Genomic DNA, 12,981 nt, shown 5'->3' with positions numbered 1-12,981 from the left:
GAGGTCTATCTCAGGCCGGACGAACCAGGATATGCTTCTTCTTGCCGAGCGACAGCTTGATCACGCCATCGGCAGTCACTTCGCCGGAACCGATCACCTTGCGCTCGTCGGAAACCGCCACGTCATTGATCCGCACCGCACCGCCCTGAACGTGACGACGGGCTTCACCGTTCGATGCGGCAAGACCAGCCTTGACGATCAGCGCCAGCAGGCCGACCCCGGCTTCCAGCTCGCCCTTTGCAACATCGATCGACGGCAGATTGTCGGCAAGCGCACCCTCCTCGAAGGTCTTGCGAGCCGTTTCTGCCGCCTGCTCGGCATTTTCGCGACCGTGCAGCATGGCCGTCACTTCGGTCGCGAGAATCTTCTTGACTTCGTTGATCTCAGAACCAGCCAGCGCCGAAAGCCGTGCGATCTCGTCCATCGGCAACGTCGTGTAAAGCTTGAGGAAGCGCGAAACGTCGGCATCCTCGGTATTGCGCCAGTACTGCCAGAAATCATAGGCCGACAACATGTCGGGATTCAGCCAGACAGCGCCGTTCAGCGACTTGCCCATCTTGGCGCCTGAAGCGGTCGTCAGAAGTGGCGAGGTCAGCGCGTAGAGCTGCGGCGTGCCCATCCGGTGACCGAGATCGATGCCGTTGACGATATTGCCCCACTGATCCGAGCCGCCCATCTGCAGACGGCAGTCGTAACGCTTGTTCAACTCTACGAAGTCGTAAGCCTGCAGGATCATGTAGTTGAATTCGAGGAAGGACAGCGACTGCTCCCGGTCAAGGCGCGTCTTGACGCTGTCGAAGGACAGCATGCGGTTGACCGAGAAATGGCGACCGACATCCCGCAGGAATTCAAGGTAGTTGATCTCGCGCAGCCAGTCGCCGTTGTTGATCATCATGGCATCCTTCGCGCCCTCCCCGTAGGAAAGGTAATTGGCGAAGACGCGCTTGATCGAGGCGATGTTGCTTTCGATCGTGTCGATCGTCATCAGCTGGCGGGCATCGTCCTTGAACGACGGATCGCCGACCATGCCGGTGCCGCCGCCCATCAGCGAGATCGGCCGGTGACCGGTCTGCTGCATCCAGTGCAGCATCATGATCTGGATAAGTCCGCCGGCATGAAGAGAAGGCGCTGTCGGGTCAAAGCCGATATAGGCCGTCACGGTTTCCTTGGCGAACAGTTCGTCGAGACCTGCCTCGTCGGAGATCTGGTGAATGAAGCCGCGCTCATCGAGCGTGCGAAGGAAATCGGACTTGAACCTGGACATCTCTCTACTCTGTGGATGTGTTTTTAAGTTGCGAAACGGCATCTAGCACCGTTCTTTGGCATAATCACTTTAAAAGTGATCCCCTTGCCCCAACGGCATCGCGCGATCGCTAACCAATTCCCGATACACAAGACTTCATTAACCTTAAGGATGTGTAATCCCCTCAAGCAAGCATCGGATTTGATTCAGCCTTTTCAGGAGCAATACGTGACGCACCGAGCCGAAAACAAGGTTTTTGGAAAACGGGCAGCGAATCATGTCCTCATTCTCGCAAGTGGCGAGAAAATCCGTCATATGACCATCCGCCCCTGGATGATCGCCTTGACCGTATGTTTTGCAAGCATTCTGACGATAGGTTACCTCGGGGCTACATCTTATCTGGTAATCCGCGATGACCTGATCGGAGCAACGATCGCCCGCCAGGCCCGCATGCAGCATGACTATGAAGACCGTATTGCAGCCCTGCGTGCGCAGCTGGACCGCATTACCTCGCGCCAGCTGCTCGATCAGCAAGTCGTGGAAAAGAAAGTCGAAAAACTGCTTGAGCAACAGGACGCGCTGTTCTCCCGCCACACCAAGCTCGGCTCACTTCTGGATCGCGCCGAAGAAACAGGCCTTCAGCCGGGGGCAGAGCCCCCTGCCGCTGAAATCCCTGCCTTCGCTCCCACCGGTGACGGACGCAGGGCTTCCTTGTCCGGAGGCTCTGCCGCAATCGCCAAGATACTGCAAGGCGGCGAAACTGAAACCAGACTGGCAGTCCTCTCCCCCGTGACCGGCACCGGCTTGCGTGAAGGCGCAGCCGATCGTGCCGACCGGATTTTTTCCAAGGTCACTCTGTCCCTCAAGACGCTCGAAAGCCAACAGCTGACGAAGATCGCGAGCCTGACGACGGGAGCCTCCAAAGCGGCAAATGCCATCACCACAATCCTGCTGCGAAGCGGCGTTGATCTGGATCCGTCAACAGTTAGACAAAATGGCATCGGCGGGCCATATGTCGAACCTCGCCTTCCCGGCAATCGCTTCGACGCGTCGCTAGACGATCTTGATGCGGCGCTGACGCGGCTGGAAAGCGTGCGCGAAACAGCGCGCGACCTTCCGTTTTCCAGTCCGGCCCCCGGACAACCGGTCACCAGCCGGTTTGGAAACAGGGTCGATCCTTTCCTTGGTCGTCTCGCATTGCATGCAGGTATAGATTTTGCTGCCCAGACCGGCGACGAAGTGAAGAGCACCGGCGCCGGCAAGGTCGTCGCAGCAGGCGCCGCTGGTGGTTACGGCAACATGGTCGAGATTGACCATGGTTACGGCATTTCGACCCGTTTCGGCCACCTTTCGAAAATCCTGGTCAATGTCGGAGACGAGATAAAGACGGGCGATGTAATCGGTCGCGCCGGGTCGACCGGACGTTCGACCGGTCCCCATGTTCACTACGAAGTGCGCCGAAATGGACAGGCAGTTGATCCGATGCATTTCCTCAATGCCGGCATGAAGCTCACAACGTATCTCGAGTAGCAAGGTCAGCCATTCACGCGGCGTATCGCCGCGCGGTTGCTTTCATTCACCAAAACCACTGCCACCCTGGCGGGTTTTCTTGACTTTCCAGCATTTTGGTCATATGTCGCGCCCTGTTGTCGCCCCATTTGAGCGTAGCGACGGATCATGTTCTTCTTGAACGGAACGGAATAGTATTTCCATTGACCACTTTTGCTGATCTTGGCCTGAGCCAGAAAGTTCTTAACGCCGTCACCGACGCCGGCTACACGATACCCACGCCTATCCAAGCCGGAGCCATCCCGCATGCGCTGCAGCGCAGGGACATTTGCGGTATCGCACAGACAGGAACGGGCAAGACAGCTTCCTTCGTCCTGCCGATGCTGACGCTTCTGGAAAAGGGTCGGGCACGGGCTCGCATGCCGCGAACCCTCATTCTGGAGCCGACCCGGGAACTCGCAGCCCAGGTTGCGGAAAACTTCGAAAAATACGGCAAGAATCACAAACTCAACGTCGCCCTGCTGATCGGCGGCGTTTCCTTCGAGGAACAGGATCGCAAGCTTGAGCGCGGCGCCGATGTTCTGATCTGCACGCCCGGCCGCCTGCTCGACCATTGCGAGCGCGGCAAGCTGCTGATGACCGGCGTCGAAATCCTCGTCATCGACGAAGCCGACCGTATGCTCGACATGGGCTTCATCCCGGATATCGAACGGATCGCAAAGATGATCCCGTTCACCCGCCAGACGCTGTTCTTCTCGGCCACGATGCCGCCGGAAATTCAGAAACTGGCAGATCGTTTCCTGCAGAACCCGGAACGTATCGAAGTCGCCAAGCCGTCTTCGACTGCCAAGACCGTGACGCAGCGCCTCGTTGCTGCACACAACAAGGATTACGAGAAGCGCGCCGTCTTGCGCGAACTCATCAAGGCTCAGGACGACCTGAAGAACGCGATCATCTTCTGCAACCGCAAGAAGGACGTCGCCGACCTGTTCCGCTCGCTGGAGCGCCACGGCTTCTCGGTGGGCGCTCTGCATGGCGACATGGACCAGCGCTCGCGCACGACGATGCTGGCAGGCTTCAAGGACAACCAGATCACCCTGCTCGTCGCATCCGACGTGGCCGCCCGTGGGCTGGATATTCCTGATGTCAGCCACGTCTTCAATTTCGACGTTCCGATCCATTCGGAAGACTACGTTCACCGCATCGGCCGTACCGGCCGTGCTGGCCGTTCGGGTCGCGCGTTCACCATCGTCACCAAATCCGACTCGAAATATCTCGATGCGATCGAAAAGCTGATCGGCGAAAAGATCGAGTGGGAGAACGGTGATCTTTCCGCACTGCCAGCCGCCATGGAAAGCCATGACAGCGATCGCGGCGGACGCAAGGGCGGCCGGGATCGCGGTGGTAAAGACCGCAACCGTGGCAGCCGTCACGAACAACCGGCAGCCGTTGCAGCAGCACCGCAACAGCAGGAAAAGCAAATCGTCACTGAAGAGGCAAGCGTGGAAGCAGTTCTGGAAAATACGAAGTCGGAACGTCGTTCTGACAAGAAAAATCAGCCTGCGAACAACCGCGGCCGCGAGCGCCGTGTCAATCCTGCCAATGACGACAACCGTGATCGCCGCCGTTATCGCGACCATGATGACGGCCCGACCCCGGTCGGCTTCGGCGACGATATCCCAGCCTTCATGCTGATCGTCGCAAACGCAGCGAAGTAATGTCCGCCTTAGCAAAACCGGGCCAGGATTTTCCTGGCCTTGGAGTAGGCCTGGTGATCCGCCGCGCCGATGGGAAAGTGCTGGTCTGTCGTCGCCTGAAGGCGCCCGAAGCGGGTCACTGGAACATCGTCGGCGGCAAGGTCGACATGATGGAACAGGCAGAAGACGCTGCGCGTCGGGAAGCCGAGGAAGAGACCGGGCTGAAGATCGGAAAGATCAGCTTTCTCTGCGTGATCGAAGGCATTCTTGAAGAGGAAGGTCAGCACTGGCTCTCGCTGATCTACGTGACTGACGATTTTTCCGGCGAGCCGGTTCTCACCGAACCTGAAAAACATGAGGATCTGATGTGGATCGACATGAATGAGCCACCGGCGCCTCTGTCGATATTCTCCTCACAAGCCTTTGCGCTGCTCAAATCTCACTAAAAAAGCCGTCCCGGTTGTCCAGGACGGCTCTCTTGATTGAAAATTTTGCAGTATCATCGGATGCTGTCGTCGGCTCGGGCTTGCCCGAACCACATCCCCCATTACCCGACAAGAATATCCTCTGGGTCTTGCAAGCCGCAATACGTTAATTCTCGCACTTGCGAAGAAAATACGATCACGTATCGCGATTGGCTCGAAGCGCTGCTTCAAAGGCCATACGCACCCAGTCTCGCAGCTCGTCAGGATCGTCCAGCGCCGCATTCGGTATGGACCAATAGGGCATGAGAACGGGTTTCCCCTTTTTACCTTCATAGGACCATTGGACCGCACCTGCAGCTCGGAAAGCCGGAGCGCTCGTCTCATCCGCCTTTAACAGTATTTCATCTCGCAGATCGAGGGCGATGATCAGACCCTGATGATAGATCCCCTTGCCGCCGAACATGCGTCGGATGGAAACCGGTCCGAGACCCTCGAACATTTCCTCGATCGCTGCATTGTCCATGCCCCACCCTTCCTTTTGGCTCGGTACAGTCGAAAGACCGTGCCGGCCAGACGACGCCGATGTCCTGTCACACGAATAGCAAGATTCCACTCACGATCATGCTAGATTTCGCCCGTGAACTGCCAAAAACGGGAAAAAGCTTGGACGCTCATGCCCTTGCGGGTTAAAGCTGCAGCGAACACGGACTTAAGGAAAAGCATGCCTTCCCTGCGTTTCGATATCGCGATCCTGCTGACTGCAGCGGCTTTCGGATATGTTGCCACGGCAACGACGGTCTCGGCCGCCACCATCGGTGTCGTCGCGCCAAAGACGGGACCTTATGCGTTGCTCGGCATGCAGGTTTTTGAAGGGGCCAGAGCCGCCGCACAAGTCACAGGCGACAGACTTGTCGAAATCGACGAGACCTGCAACGAGACCGGCGGCGTGGAAGCAGCAAAGACGCTTGCCGACGCCAAGGCCTCTATCGCGATCGGGTTTCTATGCGTCGAAACGCTGGCCTCCGCCTTGCCGGCGCTGGCCGACAGCAAGATTGCAGCAATCACCATTTCCGTCCGTTCCCGGATCCTGATGGAAGACGCCTTGCGCAATGGCTGGCCGCTTTTCCGCATGGCTCCATCGGAAACTGCCGAGTCCGATCAGATCGCGGCGGTGATCGTCGATCGCTGGAAAGCCGAGCCGATTGCCCTTGTCGACGACGGCACCATCTACGGGCGCGAACTCGTCAGCGCTGTCCGCCAGAAACTCGAACCGATCGGCATCGCGCCGGTGTTCACCGATACGCTTCGGCCGGGCCAGGAGCAGCAGATAGCCCTCATCAGACGGCTGCAGAAAGCCGGCGCAACCCATATACTCGTCGGCGCGGACCGTAACGATGTCGCCGTCATTGCCCGCGATGCCGAAAGAGAAAACATTCCCCTCACCATACTCGGCGGCGATGTCATGAAGGCTGCCAACCGGCCAGTCGCGCTTCGCGACGGCACGCTGGCTGTCACGCTGCCACCTTACCGGACACTCCAGACTGCCGCCAACGCTGCAACATCGCTCGAAAGCCGCCAGATCGAGCCTGAAGGCAACACGCTTCCCGCCTATGCCGCAACCCAACTGGCCAGCCAGACAGCAGCATCCGCAGGCAATGACTGGGGAAAACTCCTGTCCTCCCTAAAAACCGGCACCTTCCAGACCGCAATCGGACAGATCCGCTTCGATTCTGCGCACGAACTGGCGGACAATCCCTATCGTCTTCTGGAATGGCGCAGCAGCGAGTTTTTGCCGCCCGCCTCCGCGACCGAGTAACGATTGCGGCAATCGCCCCGGAATGCTAGTCGGCAGACGACACAGGAGATCCGTCCATGACCTTGCCGCTTCGCATCGCCCCCTCCATTCTAGCTTCCGATTTTTCGAAACTCGGCCAGGAGGTCGCAGACGTCGTCGAGGCAGGCGCAGACTGGGTTCACCTCGATGTCATGGACGGCCATTTCGTCCCCAATATCTCCTTCGGTCCCGATGTCATCAAGTCTCTGCGCCGCTATACGGACGCCTTCTTCGATTGCCATCTGATGATTGCCCCGGTCGACCCCTATCTCGAAGCCTTCGCCAAGGCCGGATGCGACGGCATTACCGTCCATGCCGAGGCCGGCCCGCATCTGCACCGTTCGCTGCAGACGATCCGGTCGCTGGGCAAGAAGGTTGGCGTGACGCTCAATCCAGCTACTCCGGTCTCGGTGCTTGAAGACGTTCTGGACGACGTCGACCTCATCCTCGTCATGAGCGTCAACCCCGGCTTTGGCGGTCAAAAGCTAATTCCATCCGCGCTCGACAAGATCTCCCGTATCAAGTCTCTGATCGGTGACAGACCTATCGAGATTGAAGTCGACGGAGGCATCACGGCTGAAACCATCGGCGCAGCCCGCAAGGCAGGCGCCAATGTCTTCGTCGCCGGATCGGCGGTCTACAAGGGCGCGAACAAGAATGCGTATCGCGACAACATCTCGGCGCTTTTGAAGGCCGCCGAGGCCTGAAAAGCCTTAAACACGGGGCAACGCCCCAAAAAGATTGAGCTTCGCCGTTCTTCTTGATAGAGCGGCGGCAATTCTATCCAAGCAAGCGAGCTGCCCATGATCCCCCGTTATTCCCGACCGGAAATGGTCGCCATCTGGTCGCCGGAAACAAAGTTTCGCATCTGGTTCGAAATCGAGGCCCACGCCTGCGACGCGCTCGCGGCAATCGGCGTCATTCCGAAATCCGCGGCAGAAACGATCTGGGAAAAGGGCGGCAAGGCCGAATTCGATGTCGCCCGCATCGATGAGATCGAAGCCGTCACCAAACATGACGTCATCGCCTTCCTCACTCATCTGGCGGAATTCGTCGGCCCGGATAGCCGCTTCATCCACCAGGGCATGACATCTTCGGACGTGCTCGACACGACGCTCAACGTCCAGCTAGTGCGCGCCACCGACATTCTGCTTGCAGACATAGATCGTGTTCTGGCTGCTCTCAAGGCTCGCGCCTTCGAACACAAGGATACGGTCCGCATCGGCCGCAGCCACGGCATCCATGCCGAACCGACGACGATGGGCCTGACCTTTGCCCGCTTCTACGCCGAAATGAACCGCAACAAGACACGCCTTCTCGAAGCCCGCGAAGAGATCGCCACCTGCGCCATCTCCGGCGCCGTCGGCACCTTCGCCAACATCGACCCGCGCGTCGAGGAACATGTCGCAGCAGCCCTGGGCCTGAAGCCGGAGCCGGTCTCCACCCAGGTCATTCCGCGCGATCGCCACGCGATGTATTTCGCCATCCTCGGCGTCATTGCCTCTTCGATCGAAAACGTTGCGATCGAAATCCGCCACATGCAGCGCACTGAAGTTCTGGAAGCGGAAGAGTTCTTCTCGCCGGGCCAGAAGGGTTCGTCAGCCATGCCGCACAAGCGCAACCCGGTGCTTACCGAGAACCTCACCGGCCTTTCCCGTCTCGTGCGCATGTCAGTCGTTCCGGCAATGGAAAACGTTGCCCTCTGGCACGAACGCGACATCAGCCATTCCAGCGTCGAGCGCGCCATTGGCCCGGACACGACCGTTACTCTCGATTTCGCCCTCAACCGCTTGGCCGGCGTCATCGAAAAGCTCGTCATCTACCCTGAGAACATGTTGAAGAACATGAACAAGTTCAAAGGTCTGGTCATGAGCCAGCGGGTACTTCTGGCACTCACCCAGGCGGGCGTTTCGCGCGAGGACTCCTATCGTCTCGTTCAGCGCAATGCGATGAAGGTCTGGGAGCGCGGTGCAGACTTCCTTGAAGAACTGCTTGCTGACGAAGAAGTCCGCACAGCGCTCTCCGAGGAGGAGATCCGCGAAAAATTCGATCTCGGTTATCACACCAAGCATGTCGACACGATTTTCAATCGTGTCTTCGGCGAAGCTTGATATAGAAATCGGGAAGGCCCAGATAGGCGGCATGAAAGCATCAGAAGCCGATATCCTCATCATCCCCGGTTACACCAATTCCGGTCCTGACCATTGGCAGACCCGTTGGGAGCAGAAGCTCGCGACGGCCCGCCGGGTGGAACAGGCCGAATGGTCGAAGCCGGTAAAGGAAGACTGGATCCAGCGTCTCGTCGAGGAGGTCAACGCCTCGACGAAACCGGTTGTGCTGGTCGCTCATTCGCTCGGCGTTCCGACGGCGATCCATGCCATCCCGCATTTCAAAAAGCCGGTGGCCGGCGCATTCTTCGTGGCGCCGCCGGATGTGCAGAACCCGAAGATCAGGCCGAAACACCTGATGACATTCGGCCCTTATCCGCGTGATCCGCTTCCTTTTCCCGCCGTTACGATTGCCAGCCGAAACGACCCCTTCGGCTCCTATGATCACGCCGGCGACATTACCAACGCCTGGGGTTCGCTCCTGATCGACGCAGGCGAATCTGGCCACATCAATTCCGAGTCGGGCCACGGCCCGTGGCCTGAAGGCACAATGGTGTTTGCCCAGTTCCTGAGCCGACTGAAAGCCTGACCTCTGGCGATGTGCAGCGCACAACCCGACGTCGTAATTTCGCTTTCGATAAACAATTTTAAAGTTGCCTTAATTCGAATTCACTAACATTGCGCAATTCCTGCGAATGTAGGCGAACAGATGTCATCCAAACCAGTCTTCTATGCCGGCCCGACGATATCACCTTCGAGAGACGCCGGCTCGCTGACCGACCTCTTTGACGCCATTCCCCTTCCCGTAGCACTGCTCGATTGGCAGGCGCGACTGCACCATGCGAACAAGGCCCTCAAGGCGAACTGGTGCCCCTTCGAGGTGGAGTTTTTCACCGATCTGATCGATATCGAAGACCGTTCGGATTTTCTCGCCGGGCTTCGCCGCTGCAAGGCTGCCGCTGATGGTCAGATGGAACTGCGCCTGCCGCAGCCGGACGGTACGCTGCGATGGGCTCTCGTCCATCTTGCTCCGGCACCGACAGGGCTGGACACGCCTTATCTCGTCGCAGCCTCGTTCGTCGACATAACGGCTTTGAAGACAAGGCTTGCGAATCTCGACATCTGGGAAAGCCGCTGGAACAAGGCGCTCGTCGGGTCGTCGACAGGCGTCTGGGACCATGATTGGAAACGCGGAGAGAAATACTATTCGCCGACATGGCGGCGGATCCGTGGCATGACCGAGGATGATCCTCTTCCCGAAAGCACTCAGGCGTGGCTCGATCTCCTCCATCCGGATGATCGGGATCACGTAATCCACTGCATCGACCGGCAGAATGAAGGCGATCCGGACTATACGGTGTTTGAATATCGCGAGCGCCACAAAGACGGCCATTGGGTCTGGATCGAGTGCCGCGGCGATTGCGTCGAATGGGACGCCGACGGCAAGCCGACGCGCATCGTTGGGACGGACACGGATATCACGGCCCGCAAGCAGGCCGAGGAAGCCACGGCGCGCATGGCAAGACGCCTGGACATGGCTCTCGAAATATCAGGCATCGGCACTTACGAATGTGACCTCACAACCGGTGTCGTCGACTGGGATGACCGCATGTATCGCATCTATGGAGTCGGTCGGCGCGAAGATGTCAGGGTCGGCGGATTGTGGGAAACCTTTTTGCATCCGGCCGATCGCGAACGTGTCTTGAAAAACGTCGATGAACATATGCGAAACGGCGACCGCTTTTCGGATCAGTACCGCGCCGTTCTCCGCGATGGCTCCGATCGCATCATTCGCGCGCGCACCATGACCTTTCAGGACGGGAACGGCCACAAGATGACGGTTGGTGCGAACTGGGATGTCACCGATGATGTCGGGCTGCATCACGAACTGGAGCGTGCCAGAATTCTGGCCGAAGCCAGAAACATCGAACTGGAGGCAGCCAAGGACCGGATCGAGCACAGTGCCATGCATGATTACCTGACCGAACTCCCGAACCGCCGTTATCTTGACGAGGTGCTCGACCGGATGGCAACGCAATACAGCGGCAGCGAGGCAGGCATCGCGATCCTCCATGTCGACCTTGATCGCTTCAAGCAGATCAATGACCGGCTCGGTCACGACGCGGGAGATGCGATGCTGGTCCATACTGCTCGCACGCTGCGCAGAACACTGAGCGAAGATGACTTCATTGCCCGTGTCGGCGGCGACGAATTCGTCGTTGTGTCGCAGCTGAGCGCCGTCGAGGAGCCGGCATCATCTGTGGCCACCCGCATGATCGACGCCCTGCGCGAGCCGATGATCTATGAGGGGCATCGCTGCCGTGTTGGCGCCAGTATCGGCATCGCCTCCCAGCGCGGCGACGCAATCGACGTACGCCAGTTGCTGCGCAACTCCGATATCGCGCTTTATGAAGCCAAGCGGCAGGGGCGAAACCGCTACGTCTGGTTCACGGCCGTCGCCTGATGCGCTACTGGTTCTCCACCTGGGCAGAAGCTTCAGTCAGCAGATCGAGCATCTTCATGCGTATCTCCGCATCCGACACCGCAATCCCGGCTGCATCAAAATCCTGCCTCAGCTTGCGAAAGACGTCCTCATGTCCGGCTTCCGCAAAATCCGCAACGATCACTTCCCTTGCATAGGCATCCCGGTCCGGCCTTCCGAGCATTTCCGCCGCCCAGAGCCCGGCCAGTTTGTTACGCCGCGACAATGCCCTGAATTTCAACTCCTCATCGTGCGCGAACTTGTTTTCGAACGCCTTTTCACGATCACTCATGCCACTCATGTTTTCCTCCCACGGCAACATTAGAATAGTTAAATAAGAGCATTCCCCCCTTTTGCAATCGGTAGCCCTGGAGTCCCCGCAGGACGCTTGATTGGAACCCAACCGATTGCAGCGCTATGGAAAGATGGAGTTCGACAACCTATCTGCCGTGGAAAGTCGGTGGTGCCAGAAAAAAGCCGGTCAAACCGATATAGTATGTTGGCAGTGATTCTTCGCATGCCGAATACAGGGCAAATCGCCTGCCAGCGGACGTCTGCATTGTGAAAAGGAAACTTTTCCGATATGGGACCGCTTCAAATATGATTGCAGCCGCTCAGGCCGCCTTAGAACGAGATAAGAATACCATGAATCGTCGCCGCCGTATTTACGAGGGCAAGGCCAAGATCCTTTATGAAGGACCCGAGCCCGGCACGCTGATCCAGTTCTTCAAAGACGACGCCACAGCCTTCAACAAGAAGAAGCATGATGTCATCGACGGCAAGGGCGTGCTCAACAACCGCATTTCCGAATACCTGTTCACCCACCTGAACAAGATCGGCATCCCGACCCATTTCATCCGCCGGATGAACATGCGCGAGCAGCTGATCAAGGAAGTCGAGATGATCCCGCTTGAGATCGTCGTGCGCAATGTCGCCGCCGGCTCGCTGTCGGAGCGCCTTGGTATCGAGGAAGGCACCGTACTGCCCCGCTCGATCATCGAGTTCTATTACAAGTCTGACCAGCTCGCCGACCCGATGGTTTCCGAGGAGCATATCACCGCCTTCGGATGGGCCAATCCGGCCGAGCTTGACGACATCATGGCGCTCGCCATCCGCGTCAACGACTTCCTCTCGGGCCTCTTCCTCGGCGTTGGTATCCAGCTCGTCGATTTCAAGATCGAATGCGGCCGCCTTTACGAGGGCGATATGATGCGCATCATCCTTGCCGACGAGATTTCCCCCGATAGCTGCCGCCTCTGGGACATCGAGACGAAGGAAAAGATGGACAAGGATCGTTTCCGCCGCGATCTCGGCGGCCTTCTCGAAGCCTATTCCGAAGTCGCCCGCCGTCTGGGCATCATCAATGAAAACGAACCGATCCGCGGAACGGGTCCGGTTCTGGTCAAGTAATCAGGGGTATTTTGCAGTGATCAAGGCACGTGTAACAGTCACGCTCAAGAACGGCGTTCTCGACCCCCAGGGCAAGGCCATCGAAGGTGCCCTCGGCAGCCTCGGCTTCGAAGGCGTTCACCAGGCCCGCCAGGGCAAGGTCTTCGATCTTGAGCTGGACACAGCCGACAAGGCCAAGGCGGAAGCCGACCTCAAGGCCATGTGCGAAAAGCTTCTGGCTAACACGGTGATTGAGAACTACACTATCGCAATCGACTAAAGGTTGCGGAGCGT

13 protein-coding genes are annotated in these 12,981 nt (G+C 58.3%); 10 read left to right on the top strand and 3 right to left on the bottom strand.

The features are described 5' to 3' along the window. Window positions 1-10 precede the first annotated feature (10 nt). Window positions 11-1,264: a tyrosine--tRNA ligase gene (tyrS, locus tag GGE33_RS06475; protein WP_183821638.1), complete on the bottom strand. Its 1,254-nt coding sequence runs from the start codon at window positions 1,262-1,264 to the stop codon at window positions 11-13. Window positions 1,265-1,471: 207 nt separating this feature from the next. Here tyrS and GGE33_RS06470 point away from each other — a divergent pair, with 207 nt between their 5' ends. The 3 genes from GGE33_RS06470 (at window position 1,472) to GGE33_RS06460 (ending at window position 4,895) form a co-directional block, all read left to right on the top strand. After that, window positions 1,472-2,773 (top strand): peptidoglycan DD-metalloendopeptidase family protein, encoded by a 1,302-nt coding sequence (locus GGE33_RS06470; RefSeq protein WP_183821637.1) that lies wholly within the window; start codon window positions 1,472-1,474, stop codon window positions 2,771-2,773. Between the two features lie 182 nt (window positions 2,774-2,955). Further along, window positions 2,956-4,470: a DEAD/DEAH box helicase gene (locus tag GGE33_RS06465; protein WP_148144308.1), complete on the top strand. Its 1,515-nt coding sequence runs from the start codon at window positions 2,956-2,958 to the stop codon at window positions 4,468-4,470. After that, the gene (locus GGE33_RS06460) at window positions 4,470-4,895 is read left to right on the top strand and encodes an NUDIX domain-containing protein (protein WP_148144307.1); all 426 of its coding nucleotides are present in this window, start codon (window positions 4,470-4,472) and stop codon (window positions 4,893-4,895) included. The genes GGE33_RS06465 and GGE33_RS06460 overlap by 1 nt, the downstream gene beginning before the upstream one ends. Before the next feature lie 175 nt (window positions 4,896-5,070). On the opposite strand, the gene GGE33_RS06455 is transcribed toward GGE33_RS06460, so the two are convergent. Continuing rightward, window positions 5,071-5,397, bottom strand: coding sequence for a TfoX/Sxy family protein (locus GGE33_RS06455; protein WP_148144306.1), 327 nt, complete (start codon window positions 5,395-5,397; stop codon window positions 5,071-5,073). Window positions 5,398-5,595: 198 nt separating this feature from the next. On the opposite strand from GGE33_RS06455, the gene GGE33_RS06450 reads away from it, so the two are divergent. The 5 genes from GGE33_RS06450 to GGE33_RS06430 all read left to right on the top strand — a co-directional run bounded on the left by GGE33_RS06450 (window position 5,596) and on the right by GGE33_RS06430 (window position 11,280). Continuing rightward, entirely contained in the window at window positions 5,596-6,690 is a 1,095-nt protein-coding gene (locus tag GGE33_RS06450) for a branched-chain amino acid ABC transporter substrate-binding protein (protein ID WP_183821636.1), read from the top strand. Between the two features lie 56 nt (window positions 6,691-6,746). Continuing rightward, the gene (gene rpe / locus GGE33_RS06445; RefSeq protein ID WP_183821635.1) at window positions 6,747-7,415 is read left to right on the top strand and encodes a ribulose-phosphate 3-epimerase; all 669 of its coding nucleotides are present in this window, start codon (window positions 6,747-6,749) and stop codon (window positions 7,413-7,415) included. Window positions 7,416-7,511: 96 nt separating this feature from the next. Next, window positions 7,512-8,819: an adenylosuccinate lyase gene (purB, locus tag GGE33_RS06440; protein WP_183821634.1), complete on the top strand. Its 1,308-nt coding sequence runs from the start codon at window positions 7,512-7,514 to the stop codon at window positions 8,817-8,819. Between the two features lie 31 nt (window positions 8,820-8,850). After that, entirely contained in the window at window positions 8,851-9,405 is a 555-nt protein-coding gene (locus GGE33_RS06435; protein ID WP_148144302.1) for an RBBP9/YdeN family alpha/beta hydrolase, read from the top strand. A 120-nt stretch (window positions 9,406-9,525) separates the two neighbouring features. Further along, window positions 9,526-11,280, top strand: a complete 1,755-nt coding sequence (locus tag GGE33_RS06430; protein ID WP_183821633.1) for a diguanylate cyclase — start codon at window positions 9,526-9,528, stop codon at window positions 11,278-11,280. 4 nt (window positions 11,281-11,284) lie between these two features. Here the strand turns inward: GGE33_RS06430 and GGE33_RS06425 are convergent, their stop codons facing one another. After that, the gene (locus GGE33_RS06425; RefSeq protein WP_148144300.1) at window positions 11,285-11,599 is read right to left on the bottom strand and encodes a DUF1476 domain-containing protein; all 315 of its coding nucleotides are present in this window, start codon (window positions 11,597-11,599) and stop codon (window positions 11,285-11,287) included. Between the two features lie 344 nt (window positions 11,600-11,943). On the opposite strand from GGE33_RS06425, the gene purC reads away from it, so the two are divergent. Both purC and purS read left to right on the top strand, forming a co-directional pair. Next, entirely contained in the window at window positions 11,944-12,708 is a 765-nt protein-coding gene (gene purC / locus GGE33_RS06420) for a phosphoribosylaminoimidazolesuccinocarboxamide synthase (RefSeq protein WP_148144299.1), read from the top strand. A gap of 16 nt (window positions 12,709-12,724) precedes the next feature. Further along, window positions 12,725-12,967 carry a phosphoribosylformylglycinamidine synthase subunit PurS gene (gene purS, locus GGE33_RS06415; RefSeq protein ID WP_112459135.1) on the top strand — a complete coding sequence of 81 codons (243 nt, stop codon included), beginning with the start codon at window positions 12,725-12,727 and terminating at the stop codon, window positions 12,965-12,967. Window positions 12,968-12,981 lie beyond the last annotated feature (14 nt).

Source organism: Aliirhizobium cellulosilyticum (assembly GCF_014198105.1).
Lineage (GTDB): Bacteria > Pseudomonadota > Alphaproteobacteria > Rhizobiales > Rhizobiaceae > Neorhizobium > Neorhizobium cellulosilyticum.
The sequence above is the reverse complement of the archived record's forward strand: the minus strand, read 5'-3'. Positions and strand labels throughout refer to the sequence as shown.